General features: G+C 46.7%; 25 protein-coding genes, 1 pseudogene and 1 riboswitch. Of the genes and pseudogenes, 23 read left to right on the top strand and 3 right to left on the bottom strand.

The genetic code is table 11. From position 1 onward, the window contains the following. Nucleotides 1-138 precede the first annotated feature (138 nt). The 9 genes and pseudogenes from LKD71_RS16365 to LKD71_RS18615 all read left to right on the top strand — a co-directional run bounded on the left by LKD71_RS16365 (nt 139) and on the right by LKD71_RS18615 (nt 5,642). Nucleotides 139-366 carry a type II toxin-antitoxin system MqsA family antitoxin gene (locus tag LKD71_RS16365; RefSeq protein WP_227616229.1) on the top strand — a complete coding sequence of 76 codons (228 nt, stop codon included), beginning with the start codon at nt 139-141 and terminating at the stop codon, nt 364-366. Nucleotides 367-481: 115 nt separating this feature from the next. Continuing rightward, complete coding sequence (locus LKD71_RS16360) at nt 482-1,165, top strand: CPBP family intramembrane glutamic endopeptidase (protein WP_227616228.1); 684 nt, start codon at nt 482-484, stop codon at nt 1,163-1,165. An 81-nt stretch (nt 1,166-1,246) separates the two neighbouring features. Next, nucleotides 1,247-1,615 carry an ACT domain-containing protein gene (locus LKD71_RS16355; RefSeq protein ID WP_227616227.1) on the top strand — a complete coding sequence of 123 codons (369 nt, stop codon included), beginning with the start codon at nt 1,247-1,249 and terminating at the stop codon, nt 1,613-1,615. Between the two features lie 14 nt (nt 1,616-1,629). Next, nucleotides 1,630-2,493 (top strand): serine hydrolase domain-containing protein, encoded by an 864-nt coding sequence (locus LKD71_RS16350; protein ID WP_227616226.1) that lies wholly within the window; start codon nt 1,630-1,632, stop codon nt 2,491-2,493. Between the two features lie 17 nt (nt 2,494-2,510). After that, nucleotides 2,511-2,999: a helix-turn-helix domain-containing protein gene (locus LKD71_RS16345; protein ID WP_227616225.1), complete on the top strand. Its 489-nt coding sequence runs from the start codon at nt 2,511-2,513 to the stop codon at nt 2,997-2,999. 6 nt (nt 3,000-3,005) lie between these two features. Then, entirely contained in the window at nt 3,006-3,827 is an 822-nt protein-coding gene (locus tag LKD71_RS16340; protein ID WP_227616224.1) for a HipA domain-containing protein, read from the top strand. 122 nt (nt 3,828-3,949) lie between these two features. Continuing rightward, nucleotides 3,950-4,240: a hypothetical protein gene (locus LKD71_RS16335; protein WP_178045583.1), complete on the top strand. Its 291-nt coding sequence runs from the start codon at nt 3,950-3,952 to the stop codon at nt 4,238-4,240. A 61-nt stretch (nt 4,241-4,301) separates the two neighbouring features. Next, a pseudogene (locus tag LKD71_RS18620) lies at nt 4,302-5,099 on the top strand (MBL fold metallo-hydrolase); the annotation flags it as partial. After that, nucleotides 5,082-5,642 (top strand): GNAT family N-acetyltransferase, encoded by a 561-nt coding sequence (locus LKD71_RS18615; protein WP_227616231.1) that lies wholly within the window; start codon nt 5,082-5,084, stop codon nt 5,640-5,642. The pseudogene LKD71_RS18620 and the gene LKD71_RS18615, both read left to right, overlap by 18 nt. A 2-nt stretch (nt 5,643-5,644) precedes the next feature. Here LKD71_RS18615 and LKD71_RS16320 read toward each other — a convergent pair whose 3' ends face one another. Both LKD71_RS16320 and LKD71_RS16315 read right to left on the bottom strand, forming a co-directional pair. Beyond that, nucleotides 5,645-6,103, bottom strand: a complete 459-nt coding sequence (locus LKD71_RS16320; RefSeq protein WP_331466502.1) for an ABC transporter substrate-binding protein — start codon at nt 6,101-6,103, stop codon at nt 5,645-5,647. Nucleotides 6,104-6,156: 53 nt separating this feature from the next. Further along, nucleotides 6,157-6,744: a DUF1836 domain-containing protein gene (locus LKD71_RS16315; protein ID WP_227616223.1), complete on the bottom strand. Its 588-nt coding sequence runs from the start codon at nt 6,742-6,744 to the stop codon at nt 6,157-6,159. A 195-nt stretch (nt 6,745-6,939) separates the two neighbouring features. On the opposite strand from LKD71_RS16315, the gene pcrA reads away from it, so the two are divergent. From pcrA to LKD71_RS16245, 14 genes are all read left to right on the top strand, one after another. Then, nucleotides 6,940-9,156, top strand: coding sequence for a DNA helicase PcrA (gene pcrA, locus LKD71_RS16310; protein WP_227616222.1), 2,217 nt, complete (start codon nt 6,940-6,942; stop codon nt 9,154-9,156). Between the two features lie 119 nt (nt 9,157-9,275). After that, a complete protein-coding gene (locus LKD71_RS16305) occupies nt 9,276-9,542 on the top strand; it encodes a hypothetical protein (RefSeq protein ID WP_227616230.1) in 267 nt (88 codons plus the stop codon). 81 nt (nt 9,543-9,623) lie between these two features. Then, on the top strand, nt 9,624-11,051 hold the full coding sequence (rlmD, locus tag LKD71_RS16300; RefSeq protein WP_227616221.1) for a 23S rRNA (uracil(1939)-C(5))-methyltransferase RlmD: 1,428 nt from the start codon (nt 9,624-9,626) through the stop codon (nt 11,049-11,051). A 189-nt stretch (nt 11,052-11,240) separates the two neighbouring features. Next, nucleotides 11,241-11,316: riboswitch (cyclic di-GMP riboswitch) on the top strand. Nucleotides 11,317-11,408: 92 nt separating this feature from the next. Beyond that, nucleotides 11,409-12,320, top strand: coding sequence for an ABC transporter substrate-binding protein (locus LKD71_RS16295; protein WP_227616220.1), 912 nt, complete (start codon nt 11,409-11,411; stop codon nt 12,318-12,320). A 386-nt stretch (nt 12,321-12,706) separates the two neighbouring features. Next, nucleotides 12,707-13,681: a DUF6017 domain-containing protein gene (locus LKD71_RS16290; protein ID WP_022399381.1), complete on the top strand. Its 975-nt coding sequence runs from the start codon at nt 12,707-12,709 to the stop codon at nt 13,679-13,681. A gap of 24 nt (nt 13,682-13,705) precedes the next feature. Further along, nucleotides 13,706-13,924, top strand: a complete 219-nt coding sequence (locus LKD71_RS16285) for a DUF5348 domain-containing protein (protein WP_004611927.1) — start codon at nt 13,706-13,708, stop codon at nt 13,922-13,924. Nucleotides 13,925-14,017: 93 nt separating this feature from the next. Beyond that, nucleotides 14,018-14,500, top strand: coding sequence for a PcfB family protein (locus tag LKD71_RS16280; protein ID WP_021395806.1), 483 nt, complete (start codon nt 14,018-14,020; stop codon nt 14,498-14,500). Continuing rightward, nucleotides 14,497-16,287 carry a VirD4-like conjugal transfer protein, CD1115 family gene (locus LKD71_RS16275; RefSeq protein WP_217292088.1) on the top strand — a complete coding sequence of 597 codons (1,791 nt, stop codon included), beginning with the start codon at nt 14,497-14,499 and terminating at the stop codon, nt 16,285-16,287. The genes LKD71_RS16280 and LKD71_RS16275 overlap by 4 nt, the downstream gene beginning before the upstream one ends. Beyond that, nucleotides 16,280-16,450, top strand: coding sequence for a hypothetical protein (locus LKD71_RS16270; protein ID WP_227616219.1), 171 nt, complete (start codon nt 16,280-16,282; stop codon nt 16,448-16,450). Before LKD71_RS16275 ends, LKD71_RS16270 begins: the two co-directional genes overlap by 8 nt. Before the next feature lie 213 nt (nt 16,451-16,663). Further along, nucleotides 16,664-16,822 carry a Maff2 family mobile element protein gene (locus LKD71_RS16265; RefSeq protein WP_069432580.1) on the top strand — a complete coding sequence of 53 codons (159 nt, stop codon included), beginning with the start codon at nt 16,664-16,666 and terminating at the stop codon, nt 16,820-16,822. A 155-nt stretch (nt 16,823-16,977) separates the two neighbouring features. Continuing rightward, nucleotides 16,978-17,250, top strand: a complete 273-nt coding sequence (locus LKD71_RS16260; protein WP_039865074.1) for a helix-turn-helix domain-containing protein — start codon at nt 16,978-16,980, stop codon at nt 17,248-17,250. Then, on the top strand, nt 17,210-17,587 hold the full coding sequence (locus tag LKD71_RS16255; protein WP_227616218.1) for a TnpV protein: 378 nt from the start codon (nt 17,210-17,212) through the stop codon (nt 17,585-17,587). Before LKD71_RS16260 ends, LKD71_RS16255 begins: the two co-directional genes overlap by 41 nt. A 51-nt stretch (nt 17,588-17,638) precedes the next feature. Then, complete coding sequence (locus LKD71_RS16250) at nt 17,639-18,241, top strand: Type 1 glutamine amidotransferase-like domain-containing protein (RefSeq protein ID WP_015514771.1); 603 nt, start codon at nt 17,639-17,641, stop codon at nt 18,239-18,241. A 54-nt stretch (nt 18,242-18,295) separates the two neighbouring features. Next, entirely contained in the window at nt 18,296-18,814 is a 519-nt protein-coding gene (locus LKD71_RS16245; RefSeq protein ID WP_033126079.1) for a ClbS/DfsB family four-helix bundle protein, read from the top strand. Between the two features lie 94 nt (nt 18,815-18,908). Here LKD71_RS16245 and LKD71_RS16240 read toward each other — a convergent pair whose 3' ends face one another. Beyond that, nucleotides 18,909-19,715: a helix-turn-helix domain-containing protein gene (locus LKD71_RS16240; RefSeq protein WP_009323504.1), complete on the bottom strand. Its 807-nt coding sequence runs from the start codon at nt 19,713-19,715 to the stop codon at nt 18,909-18,911. Nucleotides 19,716-19,819: the final 104 nt, after the last annotated feature.

Below are 19,819 nucleotides of genomic sequence, written 5' to 3'. Positions count from 1 at the left end.
AAGCGCATAACCGCGCAGACCTAAGTTACAGGCGTATCCGCCGATATTTAGTCTGACGCCTAAAGCGTCTGGAAGCATGTGACTTTAGTCATGTGAGGGTCACGATGATTTAAAGACTCGAAGAAAGAGGTGATGTATATGTGTATGTATTGCAAAAACAGTACAACCGTAAATAGTACCACAACACACGTCGTAAATTATAAGAATTGTATTATTGTGATTAAAAATGTTCCTTGTCTTGAATGTGAACAGTGTGGAGAAAAATATTATACGGATGAAGTGGCTGAACAACTTGAAAAAATCATCAATACGGCTAAAAAGTTAATGCAGGAAATTGCAGTTATTGATTATCCTCAGGTAGCTTAAAAATATTATATATAGAATTAAGAGAGGGGGAGTTTTCCTCTCTCTTTTTTTAGTTTTCCATTTTAGGAGAATCTGTGGTAAAATTAGCACAAACTAACAAACGGAGGCCTAACAGATGAACCTAAACAAAAATTCCATAAAAAAACTCGTGCTGATTTTCCTGATCTGCACGGCGGATATTCTGTGGAGCGCTGGTTTTATTTACTTATGGAAAACAAAGGGAGTAGTTCTCTCTGTGAAGGAGGCTTCGGTGAATATTCCGGGGATCTTTGTGCAGAACCTGATCGTGGAGGCAGTTCCCATCCTACTGTTTTTTCTGTTCCTTTTTCGGCTGGGGAAAAATTTCCAGACGGAAATGTATCTGAAAATTACCGGGAAAATGCAGAAATGCACAGTTGGGATTCTTGGCGGCATTTTGCTGGCGCTGGCTCTCTGGTGTCTGGTCACGAAAGCGGATAAAGTCACAGTGCTGTACAATCTTCCGTATTACACGGTGTTTATTGCCTTTGCGGAAGAGTTTGTTGTGCGAGGCATTTGCGTATATCTGGTCAGGGGCGAGGAGCCATATATCCGCTATCTGGCGCCGAATCTTCTGTTCGCGGTCATGCATCTTTTTTCCTATGCGAACTGGGGAGCGATCACAGTGCCTTATGTGATATCTTTCGTGTCGTCGGAGCTGCTGGGCCTTCTCACCATGGGCTGCATTTTTCAGTTCCTGAAAGAAAAATCCGGAACGCTCTGGACAGCGGTGCTGGTTCATGCAATCCTAGATTATTCGGTTGTCTTAAGCTACCGGTAAGAATGATTGACAGAGTGTCTCCAAAAGGAATAGAATAACTTTTGAACCCGGCATTTTTTGTGGAAAAGGAGGAGTTTTCCAATGAAAATTAAAAAAATACCCTATGACTTTTCGATCTGCAAGGTGGCAGATTATTCAAAGGTAAATACAGCGGCAAAATACTGTTTTACCGGAAAAACGGACGAAGAAAATTCCCTAGTATGCCTCACGGCGGACGTTCCGGCCAATACGCTGGAGCGGGACGACGGCTGGATGGCCTTCCGCATCCAAGGAGTTCTTGATTTTTCACTGGTGGGCATCCTCTCCGAGATCACGGGGATCCTGGCGGAGGACAAGATCGGAATTTTTGCCATTTCCACCTTCAACACCGACTACATACTGACCAAAAAGGAAAATTATCAGAAAGCGCTGGATCTTCTCGACGCGGAAGGGTATAAGATTCTGGAATAAAGGAGGAATATAACATGGATCTTTCAAACTTTGTGGAAAAAGCCAAAGAACTGAACGTGCTCGGTGTCAAAGTGAGCCAGAACGGGGAACTCATCGGGGAGTGGTACAGCGAGCCTGAGTGCCGGAGAAACGTTTACTCGGCGACGAAAAGCTTTACTTCCTGCGCCGTGGGTTTTGCAGTCCAGGAAGGACTTCTCTCACTGGATGAAAAACTGACGGAGGCTTTTGCGGAGGATTTGCCCAAAGAGGTGGATGAAAATCTGAAAAAAGCCACGGTCCGGGATCTTCTGACCATGTGTCTCGGCCAGGAAAAGGGAAACCTGATGGGAGAACAGCGCCCTTTATATGCGGAGGACGACTGGGTAAAATTAAGTCTATCGCTTCCTTTTGTCTACGAGCCGGGCACGCATTTCGTCTACAACAATGTGGGCCCTTATCTTGCAGGCATCCTCGTCCAGCGCCGGTCCGGCTGCGATCTGGTTTCCTATCTCACACCGCGGCTTTTCAAGCATCTTGGCATCAAGCGGCCCACCTGGGAGACAGATCCTTTAGGAAACAGTTTCGGTGCAGGCGGCCTTTTCCTCACGCTCTCTGAGCTTCATAAATTTGGCCTCTTTTATCTCAATAAAGGAAAATGGAACGGAAAACAGCTTCTCTCGGAAAAATGGATTGAGGAGAGCACCCGCGCCTCGGATGTGGATTATTACGCCTATCTTTTCTGGCGGGGAGAGTACAATTCCTACCGGGCCGACGGCAAGTATTCTCAGCTTTCCATCATTCTGCCGGACAAAGACGCCGTGATTTCCCTGGTGTCCGAGTGCCGGAGAGGGGAAGAGCTTCAGCGGGCGGTGTATGACCTGATCTGCAGTAAACTATAAAAAATTGAGGTGGTTGTATGGAGAAAAAATCAGAATATACCTTTACAGAACCACAGCTTGCCCACATTCTGGCCTTACAGCAGCAGGGCGCGAGTCTTTCTGAGATTGCAGAAGAATATCAGGTTTCCGGCCAGGTTATTTGCGAGGAGATAAAACGTGCCCGGCATTTCAATGAGATTCCGGATGTGACAATGCGTATATATTTCATGAATCGAGAGGAACTCTGTACAGCTATCGACATTGATTTCAGACATGAAAGAGTAAAGATTCGCAATTACACTGATCAGATCCCATTGCGGGCGTTTGGCGTTGTGACAGAGCCAGACTGGAAGGACTTTGAATATTTTCTGGAAGAGCGATGTTTTCCGAAAACACGGGATCACGCGAAAGAGATTCTGAAAGAGCTGGGACTTCCTTTTTATGATCCGCTTCTCATTGTGGAGAAAACGAAAGGCTATATGGCAGGAGATCAGCAATGGCTTCTGATTTTGAAAAAGGAGGCATGAGCAGGAGTGAAAAATGTAAATCTTGATACTTATTCGCCTTTTCACAAGACTGGTCATACCTCAAAAGGGGATCAGCGTAAGTGGAAGGTTGACGGTATCTGGTATAAGGCAGATTATATGGGATATGAAGGCCTGGCAGAGGTGCTGGTGTCTTCACTTCTCGGGAAAAGCAGTTTGTCCTATCCTTTTGTAGCATATCAGCCAGTTCAGATCGAATACAAAGGTCAGATGATACGGGGCTGTGTCAGCAGGGATTTTCTGAAAGAGGGCGAAATTCTGATTCCTCTGGAAAAATTGTACCGAAGATATACAGGTGAGAGCCTGGCAGTAAAACTGGCGGGATTTTCGAAGGTTACGGAACGGATTCAATATCTGACTGAACAGGTCGAGAAGATCACAAAGCTTAAAAATTTTGGCAGTTATCTGACTGCGATGTTGGAAATCGATGCCTTTTTTCTGAATAAAGATCGTCATACGAATAATATTGCGGTGATCTATCAGGAGGAAACGCAGCAGTATGCGTTGAGCCCGCTGTTTGATCAGGGACTTTGCCTGCTGGCTGATGTGAAAATGGATTATCCGCTGGAACTGCCTCTGGAAGCATGTCTGGAGCATATAGAGGCAAAACCATTTTCAGCGGATTTTGATGAGCAGCTGGAAGCGGCAGAAGCGCTATATGGAATCCAGCTTCAATTTCACTTCTCTTTTAAAGAGGTGCAAAGAGAATTGGATCAGATCGCGGAAGGGTATTCTGATGCGGTTCAGGAGCGGGTGGAACAGCTGCTGCGCCAGCAGATCCGAAAATATGCCTACTTAATAAAGGCGTGATATTTCTTTCCACCGGCTCAATTCTATGCTAAAATATGATTATTCAGAGCGCAGCGGAATCGAGACGCGGCTCTGAACAGTTAGCATAAACCACAAATAACATCAACACGGAGGATAAGAAAATGGCAGTTCATTCAATCGATGCAGAGGATGATCAGTTCGCTTATCGTTACGATACGCAGCTGCTCATCGACAGAAGAGACGAGGATCTGGATGAGGATGAGATCGCAGAATATATCACAGAGCATTTCGAGGGAAACAGTCTCATTGCGGCTGGAGATGAGGATCTCATCAAGATCCATTTCCACACCAATGAGCCCTGGAAGATTCTGGAATACTGCAATACTATCGGCGAAATCTACGATATCGTTGTGGAGGATATGATTCGGCAGGCAAACGGCCAGCAGGGCTGAGAAAAAAGAGAAAGGGGCTGCATGAGACTGCGGCTCCTTTTTTAGCACAGGAGGAAAAGAGATGAAACTTACCATACTTGGAACGGGAAACGCGGCAGTGACCGAGTGCTATAATACCTGTTTTGTACTCAGCGAAAAAGATGACTATTTCCTGGTGGACGGCGGAGGCGGAAACGGCATCCTGCATCAGCTGAAGCACGCTGGGATCGACTGGAAACAGGTCCGGACTATTTTTGTCACCCATAAACATCTGGATCACATCATGGGCATCCTCTGGATGATCCGCATGGTCTGTCAGAATATCAGCCGCGGCCAGTACGAAGAGGACGCCGTGATCTATGCCCACGAGGAAGTGATTGGTCTTCTTAAGGGCATGGCAGAGAATTTGCTGCAAAAAAAAGAAGCCGCTTTTCTGGATAAGCGCCTCCATCTCGTCACGGTTGAGGACGGGGAGTCAAAAGAAATTCTCGGGAAAAAAGTAACTTTCTTTGACATTCACTCCACCAAGGCGAAACAGTTCGGCTTTTCCATGGAGCTCGGCGATGGGAAAAAGCTCACCTGCTGCGGGGACGAGCCCTACAACGAAGCAAATGAGAGCTATGCCAAAGACAGCACCTGGCTTCTTCACGAGGCCTTCTGTCTCTATGGTCAGGCGGACATTTTCAAACCCTACGAGAAACATCACTCCACGGTAAAAGACGCCTGCGAGCTGGCGGAGCGCCTCGGCGTGAAAAATCTCCTGCTCTACCATACGGAGGACAAAAATATCGCCTGGCGGAAAGAGCTTTATCTGGAAGAGGGCAGGAAATACTACAGCGGAAACCTCTATGTGCCTGATGATCTGGAACAACTGAAGCTTGATGAGGGAGAAAAAATCCAGCTGAGAGATGGAAGAGAGGTTGTTTTAAGAGAGGCGGAGCCGGAGGATGCGGAGTCGATGATTGCCTATCTCAGACAGACGGCAGCGGAGACCCATTTTATGGTGCGCCTGCCGGAAGAGGTGGATTTTACGCTGGAAGAGGAGGAGAGAATCCTTCGGAATATCCGGAAATCAGACAAAGATCTGATGCTGGCGGTCTTTGACGGGGATCGCGTTGTGGGAAATGTGGGCGTTCACATTTTTCATGACCGCACGAAGGTCCGTCACCGTTCAAGTCTTGGCATTGCCATTATTCAGGAATATTGCAGCTCCGGTCTGGGAACGATTCTGATGGAGCGTGGCATCGATTTTGCAAAAAAGGCCGGCTTTGAGCAGCTGGAGCTTGGCGTTTTCGCGGACAATGACCGGGCGTTGCGCCTTTACAAGAAAATGGGATTTGAGGAGATCGGGAGAATTCCCAGAGCCTTCCGCCTTCCCAATGGAAGCTATATCGATGAGATCACGATGGTAAAGATGTTGTAAATTTACATAGTGCCCTGGCAGCCACCCTTTCGACCGCCAAGAACGGTTTTTCCTTTCAGATCATCCCAGGAAAAATCTGGCATTTTTTCCCGGGCTACGAGAAAGTTTCCGGCCCGCTGGGTGAGCTGGGCGAAATTGATGACGTAATCGGAAGCGCCCTGGGCGTAGGCATAGATGGAAGCCTCGCTTCCCATGAAGCCGATGTCCGCTTCGCCGGAGACCACGGCAGTCATCGTTTTGTCGGCTCCAAAGCCGGTGACAAGAGTTAGGTCAATCCCTTCCTCTTTAAAATAACCTAATTCAATAGCCGCATACTGCGGCGCATAAAAAATGGAGTGGGCTACCTCGTTCAGTGTGACTTTGGCAGCCTCCTCCGTTTTTTCTTTCTTTCCGCAGCCGGTGCCGAGAAGCATCGTGGCCGTGAGAAGTGCGGCAGTTATTTTTTTCCAGTTCTTTTTCATAAAAACCTCCCTGACTTTGATACTGTCAGCATATGCGGTCAGGGAGAAATGGTTCAGGAATCGAGAGAGTCGATGAGCTTCTCGATGAGCGTTTTTTTCATATAAGTGTCGAAAGCGAGAAGACAGATGAAGGAGAAAAGCTGGAGAAAATCCCGGTCCTCTTCCGGCGCGTCCTTGAAGGTCTCTTTGGAGATGGCGGATTTTTCCTCTATATCCTTCCGGAGCTTGGCGAGCTCGTCCTTTTCCAGACTGAACACTTCCTTATAGATGTCCTCGATGCCGAAATCTCCGCCCTTCTTGAAATATTTGTCCGTCAGCGGTTTCAGGAGGGCCTGAATATCGGTGATGGAGAGAAGATTTTTGAAATAATAGATGAAGGTCAGGACCAGCATGTGCTCCCGGGAATATTTTTTCTTCGTGGGAGGCGGAAGCAGATCATTTTTCGCATAATTGTTGATCATGGTCTTGGTGAGGATCTTGTCCTCGGGATAACGCCGGGTCTTCTTCAGGTGTTCTTCCATAAACGTAGTCACCTGGTCCATGTAAAGATCAATGTTCGGGATATCCTCCGGCCGGATGTAATCCAGACCGGAAAAAGTATCAAAAATGCTTTTCAGCATGTCAGATGTATCGACTGTCATAGGGTTCACCTCAGATTTCTTTTTCATAAACCCATTATCTGGTTTTTAAAACCAGATGTCAAGTGGTTTTTTGAGTTTTGTCAACCGGCGGGGGTGACAGAATGAGAAATTTGCGGTATAATAAACACTGGAAGAAAAGGCTCTGGGCGGAATTGTGTCAGGGCATTAAGATATCACGATAGAGAGGAAAAGTACATGAGTATCTACGATACATTAAATGAACAGCAGAAAGACGCTGTACTGCACACAGAAGGACCGGTGCTGATTCTGGCGGGAGCCGGTTCTGGAAAAACAAGAGTGCTGACCCACAGAATCGCTTATCTCATCGAGGAAAAAGGCGTAAATCCCTGGAATATCATGGCCATCACCTTCACGAACAAGGCGGCCGGAGAGATGAGGGAGCGTGTGGACAAGCTGGTGGGCTTCGGCTCAGAGAGCATCTGGGTTTCCACCTTCCATTCCTCCTGCGTACGGATTCTCAGACGCTACATCGACCGTCTGGGCTATGACACGAATTTTGTCATTTATGACGCGGACGACCAGAAAAGCGTCATGAAGGATGTCTGCAAGCGTCTGTGCGTGGATACAAAGACCTATAAGGAAAAAGCCCTGCTGTCTGCCATTTCCCGGGCAAAGGATGAACTCATCGGACCGGAACAGTTCGAGCTGGATCACCGCGGAGATATGAACGGCGAGCGGATCGCTACGATTTATAAAGAGTACCAGAAAGTCTTAAAACACAATAATGCTGTGGATTTTGACGATCTCATCTGCCTGACTGTGGAGCTTTTCAAGAACAATCCGGATGTGCTGGAGAGCTATCAGGACCGGCTGCGCTACATCATGGTGGACGAGTACCAGGACACCAACACCGCTCAGTTTATGCTTGTGAGCCTTCTGGCCTCCAAGTACAAAAATCTTTGCGTAGTCGGTGATGACGACCAGTCCATCTATAAATTCCGCGGGGCAAATATTGCGAATATCCTGAATTTCGAGCATGTTTTCCCGGGAGCCTATACCGTGAAACTGGAGCAGAACTACCGTTCCACCAAGAACATCCTGAAGGTAGCAAACTCTGTGATTAAAAACAACCAGAGCCGTAAGGAAAAGAGCCTCTGGACCAACAATCCCGAGGGTGAGCCCATCAAGCTTCGGCAGTTTACCACAGGCTACGAGGAAGCGGATTATGTGGTGAGAAATATCGAGAAAAGGGTTTCCACCGGAGAATTTCATTATAAAGACTGCGCGATCCTTTACCGGACCAACGCTCAGTCCCGTATGTTTGAGGAAAAACTCCTGATGGCCAGCATCCCCTACCGGATCATCGGCGGCGTAAACTTCTATGCGAGAAAAGAGATCAAGGATCTTCTGGCATATCTGAAAACTGTGGACAATGCGAGAGACGATCTGGCGGTTCGCCGTATCATTAATGTTCCGAAGCGGGGCATCGGCGCGACCACTCTCACGAGAGTGCAGGAGTACGCCGGTGAGCATGGCATCAGTTTTTACGAGGCCTTAAAAGGAGCTTCCGGCATCCCGTCTCTGGGAAGAAGCTACATGAAGGTGGAGCCTTTTGTGAACTTTATCCAGGTGTTGAAGAGCAAGGCCGAGCATGTTTCCGTGAAGGAACTTCTGGAGGAGATCATCGAGGAGACCGGCTATATGAGAGAGCTCAGGGCGGAGGCTACCGACGAGGCCCTGTCCCGTCTGGAAAACATTGACGAGTTGATTTCCAAGGTGGCCGCTTACGAGGAGAGCACGGAAAATCCGACCTTAAGCGGTTTCCTGGCAGATGTGGCCCTGGTGGCAGACATTGATTCCATGGATGACAGCGACGACCATGTGACGCTGATGACCCTTCACAGCGCGAAAGGTCTGGAGTTCCCCAATGTCTATATGGCAGGCATGGAGGATGGCGTTTTCCCGAGCTATATGACTGTTTCCTCCGAGGACCCCACGGATCTTGAGGAAGAGCGCCGTCTCTGCTATGTGGGTATCACCCGTGCGATGAGGCAGCTGACCATGACCTGTGCCCGTCAGAGAATGGCAAGGGGAGAGATCCAGTACAACCGGATGTCCCGTTTCATCAAGGAGATCCCGGAGGAGTACTTAAGCATCGGCCAGCCGGCGAAGCCGAAGACGGAGCTCAATCAGCCGACCAAGCGGAAACTGGCGTTCCAGGATGCGAAAAATGCTTTCAAGAGCAAGGCTCTGGATCCGAAACAGTTCAAGGTGGAGAAAGCCGGCAGCCTGGATTACGGCGTGGGCGACACCGTGAAACACATCAAATTTGGTGTGGGTATCGTGGAATCCATCACTGATGGCGGCAGAGACTTTGAGGTGACAGTGAATTTCGACAAGTGCGGCGTGAAAAAAATGTTCGCCGGCTTTGCAAAACTGAAAAAGATTTAGAAAAATATTATAGTATTATCCGTGGAAAGGTGATATACTAAACACGAGAATAAAGAATGAAGAACGGCAATGGAGTTTTCCATGATGTCTGTGCAAAGGAGCGAAAGGACGTGGCAAATATGAACAGCAGATTAGAGGAATTATTAAACAGTCTTCAGAAAAAAGAAGAAGAGAAGCCGAAGAACGTAGTTCTCTGGGTTCTGGCAGCGATCGGAGCCGTAACAGCAGTGGCAGCCATCGCATACGCAGTATATCGTTATTTTACTCCGGATTATCTGGAAGATTTCGATGATGATTTTGATGATGATTTCGACGACTACTTCGATGACGAAGAGGAGGACAAGAAATCAGAGAAGAAAGACGAGGAAGCTTCCGAGGAGGAATAAGCTTCAGATCAGAGAAAATAAAAAGTGAGACAGATGTCTGTCAGGCAGGCACCTGTCTCTTTTTATGAGAAAGGAAAACAGATGAAAAAAGGTGAAATTTTAGAAGGTGTTGTAAAGGAGCTCCGTTTCCCGAACAAGGGAATCCTGGAGATCGAGGGCGCGCCTGTAGTGGTGAAAAATGCGGTTCCGGGCCAGAAAATCCGTTTTTCTGTGACAAAAGCCCGTTCCGGCAGAGGCGAGGGCCGACTTCTGGAAGTGCTGGAAAAGGCTCCGGGAGAGATTGAAGCGCCTTGTCCTCATTTTGAAAACTGCGGGGGCTGTACCTATCAGAATCTGCCCTACGAGCAGCAGCTTGCGATGAAAAGTTCCGTGGTGGAGAAACTTCTCCGGGAGGTATGTCCGGACCTGAATTTCGAGGGGATCAAGGGAAGCCCCAGGGAAAAAGAGTACCGGAATAAGATGGAGTTCTCCTTCGGCGATGCCTACAAGGACGGTCCGCTGGCCTTAGGTATGCATAAGAGAGGAAGCTTCTATGATATCGTGACCGTGGATCAGTGTCAGATCGTGGAAGAAGATTTCCGGAAAATTCTCTCTGCTGTGCTGGATTTTGCTGCTGAGACCGGCTTCCCTTATTATCACAAGCTCCGTCATACAGGCTTCTGGCGTCATCTTCTCGTGCGGAAAGGCCTGAAAACCGGCGAGGTTCTGGTGGCTGTGGTGACAAGCTCCCAGAACAGCGCGGATATGAACGCTTTGGCAGAGCGTCTGAAGGCTCTTTCTCTGGACGGCGAGCTGGTGGGAGTTCTCCATATTATTAATGACAGCCTGGCAGACGTGGTACAGTGCGACGAGAGCCGGACGCTTTTTGGCCGAGATTTTCTCTATGAGGAACTGCTGGGCCTTAAGTTCAAGATTTCTCCGTTTTCGTTTTTCCAGACCAACTCTTTTGGCGCGGAGGTGCTTTATGAGACGGCCAGAGACTATGTGGGTGAGACGAAGGATAAGGTAATTTACGATCTTTACAGTGGCACCGGTACGATTGCCCAGATCCTGGCCCCGGTTGCCCAAAAAGTCGTGGGTGTCGAGATCGTGGAGGAGGCCGTGGAGGCAGCCAAAGTGAACGCAGGCCTCAACCATCTGGACAACTGTGATTTCCATGCAGGCGATGTGCTGAAAGTCATCGACGAGCTCTCTGAGATGCCGGATCTTATCGTCTTGGATCCGCCGCGAGACGGTATCAACCCCAAGGCTCTGGAAAAGATCATCCGCTTCGGCGTGGACCGCATGGTCTACATTTCCTGCAAACCCACCAGCCTGGCAAGGGATCTGGTGACGCTCCAGAGCAGTGGCTACAGAGTAGAGAAATGTTGCTGCATCGATCTTTTCCCGTCAACCTATCATTGTGAGACGGTGTGCCTCTTGAGCAAACAAAAACCAGATACCAAGGTAAAAATAGGCATTGATATGGATGATTATTACCGTATCAGGGAGAATGCTGAAAGCAAATAAATCTTTACAAAACTGAATAATACATTGAATTAAAGCAGGATAGAAGCTGTTGATGCGTTAGGAGATAACGTGTCAGCGGCTTTTTCTTGTTAGGGCATGCCCTGTTTCCCATTGAGAAGTTTTTCTTGTGTACAGTAGAGCATTAGAGTATAATAAAATCAGTTTTTTGCATAAGTTTAAAAGCTTAAGAAGGATGATCGGCAAAACAGATGAAAGTCTGCGACGCAAAGCTACAGGGCCTGTAAAATGGCAGCCAGTTGCATGAAATGACGTGCACTGTCTGTTTGACAGTGTTTTTTTACGGTGTTATTTCATAAATCTAACCATAATGTTTTTGTTGGGAAAGAGAGAAAAAATATGAAAATCAAAAAAGTACAAAGTATATGTCTTGTCTTGGCATGTGGAGCAGCAACAGGACTTATAGGGTGTGGGAAAACAGATGAAACGTCAAAGAAACACGAAGCAATTACTTTTATGGCTCCTTATCTGGATGTGGACAGCTTCATAAAAGAGGTGCATAAAACCTATCCGGAGGTTGAACTTGAAGTAGTCCCGTACAGCGGAGCAAATACAACAACCTGTCTGCAGAATATGTTAGAGGCAGATGATCTTCCGGACATCTGCACACAGACTTTTTATAAACCAGATGTGGTGGATGTCAGTGATAAGATGATTGATCTCTCCGGATACGATTTTACAGATAATTATGTGGAATCACGTCTGAAAGATGTATCCGATGATGGTGCACTTTATATGCTTCCATCTTTGTACAACTGTTATGGAATCACTTATAATAAAACACTGCTTGAGAAAAATGGCTGGAAGCTGCCAACATCTTTTACAGAACTTGAAGAACTTGCAGACAAAGCAAAAGAAGCAGGAGTTACGTTATGTATGGCACAGATACAGTACCCTGGTTCAGCCTTTCAGTATATATGTAATATTGCGGATGCGGGATTCCTTAGTACCATGTCTGGAAAGCAGTGGCAGAAAGATTACCTGTCAGGAAAGGCAAATGTAAGCGATACACCAGGCATGATGGAAAGTATGGAATATATCCAAAAGTGGAAAGACCTTGGGATGCTTGACTGCAGCAACAGTGATCCGGCAGATGATGGCAAAACAAGAGAAGATTTTATAAAGGGAAACTCACTGTTTCTATTGGGACCACAGAATGGCATTATGGACGCAGAAGATACAACGGACAAATTTGGTCTGATGCCATACCTGTCTGAAGACGGAAGCAGGAATGTATTTATTTTAAATTAGTTGATTGTCTTGAAAAATGCTTGATTTACGGGCATATTCGCAGGTTTGCAAATTGATTTTACTACTCATTTACTACTTTTAACGGATTGAGCCTTGATATGCAAAAAGCACCTGCGGGCTGCCGGATAGACCGCTACACCACCTTACGCGGCACGTCGAAAAGAAAAAATAAAATAACACCACCTATAAGGCGGCGTTTCTCACTCCTACACTGGAGAACAGGAACGCTGCTTTTTTATGCCCTCATGTTACGCAGTAAGGGCAAATGAAGCCTTGATTTATGCGGCTCTTAGAGCGCGGAAATGAGAAATGCAAGGGTTGATACCTTTTCCCTCAAAACCGCGTTTCTACTGCGTAACAAATCCAACCAAAGGAGTGATGAAGCTATGGCAGTTTTCCGCGTGGAAAAGAACAAAGGTTATACGGTTATGAGCAACCACCATTTACGCAACAAGGAACTTTCCCTAAAGGCAAAGGGCTTGTTGTCGCAAATGCTCTCACTTCCCGAAGATTGGGACTACACCCTTGCAGGGCTGTCCCTTATCAACCGGGAAAGTATCGACGCTATCCGCACCGCTGTATGGGAGCTTGAAAAAGCCGGATATATCACAAGGCGGCAGGGACGCGACGAGAAAGGCAAAATGACCGCTATCGAGTACACCATTTACGAACAGCCACAGCCCCTAGCATTGGATTGTCCGGTATTGGAAAATCCAACAGCGGATAAGCCGATATTGGAAAATCCGACACCGGATAACCCGACGTCGGAAAATCCAACGCAATTAAATAAAGAACTATTAAAAACTAACTTACCCAAAAAAGAAAAATTAAATACAGATGTATCAAGTACCCATTCCATTCCTTTCCATTCCCTAAATCCCTCTCCCTTAGAGGACGCGGCACAGCCGCCGGAACGGAAGCGAAAGGAAGCGACAGACGCATACAGCGTGTATGAGGAAATCATCAAGGACAATATTGAGTACGACTATCTGATACAGGACAGATACCTTGACCGGGACAGGATAGAGGAAATCCTTGCCCTTATTCTTGAAACCGTCTGCACCAAACGAAAAACAATCCGTATCGCCGGGGACGACTACCCGGCAGAGCTTGTAAAAGCAAGGTTTATGAAACTGAACAGCGAACATATCCGCTTTGTACTTGACTGTATGCAGGAAAACACCACCAAAATCCGCAACATCAAGCAGTACATGAAAGCTGCCCTTTTCAATGCCCCGTCTACGATTGGCAGCTATTACACGTCCCTTGTATCTCACGATATGGCAGATGGTACTTTTTATGGGAAACCGAAAAAATCCGGCATACCCGATTACACCTGCAACGAGGGCGAAAGCCTGTAAACCAACCCAAAGGAGGATTTGATTATGACACAGAAAACAGGAGCTTTGATTTTTGATGAAACCGCTGACCGCTACGACATTCGCTTTGACGTAAACGACTACTACGGGGGCTTACATTGCGGCGACTGCATGGAGGTCTTTGTGCGGGGCAAATGGAAGCCTACCCGTATGGAGTACGGGGACAACTGGTATCTTGTGGGTATTCGGGCGGCAGACCTTTCCGGGCTGCGGGTACGGATTTAACAGGGCGGCGTGAAAACGGACGCTCTTTTTTCATGCCCGCCCCGCTTCCCGGCGGCGGGCATACCACCATAGAACATGAAAGGAGGACACCCATTGCAGGAGGAAACCAACGAAAAGACCATAGCCCTTTACATCAAAACCGGGAAACTGACGGCACAGCAGCTCCAAAAGGCTATGAAAGCCCTGCTTGCACAGATGAAAAAGCAGCATGACAGACAGAAAATCCCGCATGGCAAACAGACCCTAAAGCAGCTTATGAAGCAGAACGCGGGCGTTTCCAACATTGAAATCACAAAGGACAATATCAAAGCCTTTGAGAGTACGGCGAAAAAGTACGGGATTGACTTTGCCCTAAAGAAAGACAGCACCGAAATCCCGCCCCGCTATCTTGTTTTCTTCAAGGGACGGGACGCGGACGCACTGACCGCAGCTTTCAAGGAGTTTTCCGCAAAGAAGCTGACGCAGGAACAAAAGCCCTCTATCCGAAAGCTGATTGTTTCCCTCAAAGAAAAGGCGGCGGCTTTGAACGCACAGCGGGACAAAGTAAAAAACAAAGACAGGGGGATTGCAAGATGAACGCTATCAACTGGAAAAAGCTGCTGCTTCCCAACATTCCCTATCTGCTCTTTGTGTATCTCTTTGATAAAGTCGGGCAGGCGGTACGCCTTGCGCCGGGAGCTGACCTGTCCGGCAAGGTGCTGTCGCTTGGGGAGGGCTTTTCTATGGCTTTTTCAAACCCGCTTCCGAGCCTTGCCCCTATGGATTTACTGATAGGAATTTTAGGCGCGGTGCTTATCCGGCTGATTGTCTATGTAAAAGGCAAGAACGCGAAGAAATACCGGAAAGGTATCGAATACGGCTCTGCCCGTTGGGGAACTGCCGAAGATATTAAGCCCTACACCGACCCGGTATTTCAAAATAACGTGCTTCTGACACAGACGGAACGGCTTACCATGAACAGCCGCCCGAAGCAGCCGAAGTATGCAAGGAATAAAAATATCCTTGTTATCGGGGGAAGCGGCAGCGGCAAGACGAGATTTTTCGTAAAGCCCAACTTAATGCAAATGCACTCAAGCTACGTTGTAACTGACCCGAAAGGTACGGTTTTAGTCGAGTGTGGGAAGCTCTTACAGCGCGGCGGGTATCGGATAAAGGTGCTGAACACGATAAATTTTAAGAAATCCATGCGTTATAATCCCTTTGCCTATATCCGCAGCGAAAAAGACATTTTGAAACTGGTAAATACCTTGATTGCCAACACCAAAGGGGACGGGGAAAAAGCCGGGGAGGATTTTTGGGTAAAATCGGAACGGCTCTTTTACTGCGCCCTTATCGGCTACATTTGGTACGAAGCCCCGGAGGAAGAAAAGAACTTCACGACGCTGCTTGAAATGATAAATGCCAGTGAAGCCCGCGAGGACGACCCGGAATTTCAGTCCCCCGTTGACCTCATGTTTGAACGGTTGGAGGAAAAAGACCCGGAACACTTTGCCGTCCGGCAGTACAAGAAATTCCTGTTATCTGCGGGAAAGACACGAAGCTCTATTCTCATTTCCTGCGGTGCGCGGCTTGCCCCTTTTGACATTAAGGAGCTGCGCGACCTTATGGAAACCGACGAAATGGAGCTTGACACCATAGGCGACCGCAAGACCGCCCTGTTTGTTATCATCAGCGACACCGACGATACTTTTAACTTTGTCGTGAGTATTCTTTACACGCAGCTTTTCAATCTGCTTTGCGACAAGGCAGATGATGAATACGGCGGCAGGCTGCCCGTCCATGTGCGCTGTCTGTTAGACGAGTTTGCAAATATCGGGCAGATACCGAAGTTTGAAAAGCTCATAGCCACCATACGAAGCCGGGAAATCTCCGCGTCGATTATCTTACAGTCGCAAAGCCAGTTAAAGGCAATCTATAAGGACAACGCCGATACCATAGTCGGCAACTGCGACACCACCCTTTTCTTGGGCGGCAAGGAGAAAACCACCCTCAAAGAAATGTCGGAAATCTTGGGGAAAGAAACCATTGACAGCTTCAACACTTCCGAGAACCGGGGGCGCGAGGTATCGCATGGGCTGAATTATCAGAAGTTAGGCAAGCAGCTTATGACGGAAGATGAAATAGCGGTTATGGACGGCGGGAAATGTATTTTACAGCTACGAGGGGTGCGCCCGTTCTTCTCTGATAAGTACGACATTACAAAGCACCCCAACTATAAATATCTTTCCGACTATGACAAGAAAAATACCTTTGATATGGAAAAGCATTTAAGGCGCAGACCCGCCCTTGTGAAGCCGGACGAAGTATTTGACTACTACGAAATCAGCGAAAGCGATTTGCAGGAGGACACCGACCATGAATAAACGTATCAGAAAGAAAAAGGACAAGAAAATCACAGAAGCCATAAACGGGCTTGTTTTCATTGCCGAGCGACGGGAACAGCAACGGCAGGCAGCTATCCGGCAGTTTGTGAAACGGTGTGAAGCCCTGTATGAGCAGCAACGAAAGGAGGGATTGACGCAGTAACAAAGAAACAGACAACTTACAGAATACGCGCCCCTACTGGAAAATCCATAACGCCCACACTCAAAACTGAATACCGCCGCGCGGCAGACACATAGGCAGCGCGGGGAACCCGCCACAATCCGGCGGGCTTATGACCGCGGCAGTTACAAAACTGACCGCCGTTTTTTATGCCCTTTTACGGGGCAAGCCGCATTTGCGGCAGAAAGGAGCTTTATGGAATTTTTTAACTCTGCTATCGACGTATTACAGACCCTTGTTATCGCACTGGGCGCAGGCTTAGGCATTTGGGGCGTTATCAATCTCTTGGAGGGATATGGAAACGACAATCCGGGTGCAAAAAGTCAAGGCATTAAGCAGTTTATGGCTAATTAAAGGGAACAAAAAGAAAGGAAAAGCACAATCCAGACGGTATCAGCGGCAAGATACAAGAATAAATTGTGATTACACAAGATTGGTGTTATAATAAGAGAAAAGTTCCTGCCGGGGCAGCCGCCCCGGTGGTATGGATAGAAAGGCAGGAAAGCAATATGCACATCAGCTATAAACCACTCTGGCACACACTGTTAGAGCGTGATATGCGAAAAGAAGATTTAAGGCTTGCCGCTGGTATGACAACGAATATGATTGCCAACATGAGTAAAGAGGGAAAGCACATCAGCATGGACACATTAGCCCGTATCTGCGAAACGCTGAATTGTGAGATTACCGATGTGATTGAGTTAGTACCAGACGAGCCTACTTCCACAGGAGGTAAGGAACATGAGCGAACTGAAACCAAGAATAACGGAAAACGGAATTGATTATATCCTTGTCGGAGATTACTATATCCCGGATTTGAAGCTGCCGAAGGAACACCGCCCTATTGGAAAGTACGGACGGATGCACAGGGAATATTTAAGGGAAGTCCACCCAGCCAGATTGAACACATTGATATTGACCGGGGAGTTATGGACATACCTTGCAGACCTGAACGAACAGGCACAGGAACGGTTAGACACCATCATGGAGCAGATGAAAGCTGCCGAGGGCGTGACCGAGGAATTGAAACGAACCCAAGAAATGGAATGGGTGCGGCGTTGCAATAACATTCACAACCGGGCAGAAGAAATTATTTTGCAAGAGATGATTTATTCATAACGGTATGATAGAATGATTATGACAAATCGGTATTTATAAAGGAGAATATTGATGAAACTATTTTTATGTTCGCACTTTTCAAGTGTAGGAAGTCTGATAAAAGAAGAAATTGAAAATAAGAAAGTCGCATTTATTCCAACAGCTTCGTTGCGTGAAGGCTACACCGGTTATGTCGGCTCGGCTCGAAAATTATTCAAAAAGTTGGGAGCAATCGTAACTGAAATTGATATTTCAACGGAGGCTTATTCAACGATACAGTCTGTTTTTGAAGATGCAGATGTGATATATTTTACCGGCGGAAATTCTTTCTTTCTTATGGACCAACTCCGTAAAACAAGAACTGATGGGTTGCTGAAAAAGGAATTGGTAAATGGAAAATTGATGATCGGCGAGTCGGCAGGCGCAATTATATGCGCTCCAAGCATCCAATATATCGAGCAAATGGATGAAAAGCCGGAGGACTACTCACAAGAAGATGATGCAGGGCTTGATTTGATTGATTTCTATGTTCTTCCGCATTATCTTACAGCACCATTTAAGAAAGTTACCGAGAAAATAATGACTGAGTTTTCGGATTTGAATCTATGCCCTATTAACAACCATCAGGGAATTGTAATTGATGGTGAAGGTTCAAAGGTTATTTGCAAAGACTAATTTGAAAAATCCTTTTTTTGAAACTGGAAAATCGGAAGCTGAGGAGATAGACTATTGAGAACATATGAGAATAAAGACGAGCTTAAAAACGAGATAAATAAAAGCTTTGCAAAGTATATTTCAGAATTTAATGATATTCCGGAGCATTTAAAAGATAAGAGAATTGATGAGGTCGATCGAACTCCGGCAGAAAATCTTGCTTATCAGGTTGGCTGGACAACTCTTGTTATTAAATGGGAATCAGACGAAAGAAAGGGTATTCCTGTCAAAACTCCTTCGGATAATTTTAAGTGGAATCAGCTTGGCGAATTATATCAATGGTTCACAGATACATATGCTCAGCTGTCACTGCAAGAATTGAAAGACAGATTGAATGAGAATATCAACTCTATTTATGCAATGATTGATTCTCTGAGTGATGAAGAATTATTTAAACCACATATGAGAAAATGGGCTGACGAAGCAACTAAAACAGCTGTCTGGGAAGTATACAAATTCATACATGTTAATACAGTTGCTCCGTTCGGAACCTTTAGAACCAAGATTAGAAAATGGAAAAAGATTGCACTATAACTTCCAGTTTGTCGTTCTAAAAATTCAACTGAATAATCCCAGCAAAAACCGCTGCTACATGGAAGCCAACAAACCATGCAACAGCGGTTTTTCTTTACCGTTTTTTCCTTTGGCTGATAGGCGTTCCCATTTTCTTTGATTTTTTGAGAATCCGAATCAGCCAGCGAAATTCTTCGTCTGACAGATTTTTATAGTTGATACCGAGCTGTTTACAGTAAAGGACAACCAGCTTTTCATCCCGGCTGCCCTTGAAATTTTCGACCGCTTCCAGATTTTCTTTCAGTTCATTGGCAACAGTGGTCTGGGGTGCACTCTCACTGTCCTTTTTATGGGCTTCTCGAATATCCCGGATAATGAGGTTGAGGTCATCCCGTACCATCTGACTGAAATATTCATCATCACTGATATGGGCGGCTTGTAGCACTTTCAAATGGGGGTCGTCTTCGCCAGGGCGATACCGTTCAATGATTTCATGTCGGACAGTATCAACAAGGGCATTGAGGTTTTGAATCTGCATGGTGGCAATCCCGTCCACATAAATCTCAATGTCCGCAAGAAACTTGATAAAATCTTTATGTGTGGCAAGCTCACAGAGCAGACGGTTGTTAATCCGACCGCTTTTCAGGAGAGCAACCATCTCATCATTCAAATGCAACTCCGTCAATGGCGTGTTGATCTGCTCCCTGTTCTCTGTCCGGCACAGCAGATAATCAACGGAAACCCCATAGAAGTCTGCCAGTGTGATAAGGTTGCCATGATTGATTTCTTTATAATCCTCTTTCTCATAACTTCCAAGAGCTGATTTGGAAATACCCGTCAACTCTGACAACTCTTCCAGATTTAAGCCTTTGTCCTTGCGGAGTTCCCAAAGGCGTTCCTGTATGCTTGTCGCTCCTTTCATGGGCGCACGCTCCTTTCCGGTGGTTTGATTGCTGCCGCTTATCTGGATTATATCACACTTTCCGCAATCGTGGAAATTTCTGATTTTTACCCCTAATTCCTACT

It is taken from the genome of Fusicatenibacter faecihominis (assembly GCF_020686945.1).
In the GTDB taxonomy this organism is placed as follows: domain Bacteria; phylum Bacillota; class Clostridia; order Lachnospirales; family Lachnospiraceae; genus Limivivens; species Limivivens faecihominis.
This window is presented reverse-complemented; position numbering and strand designations above follow the sequence as displayed.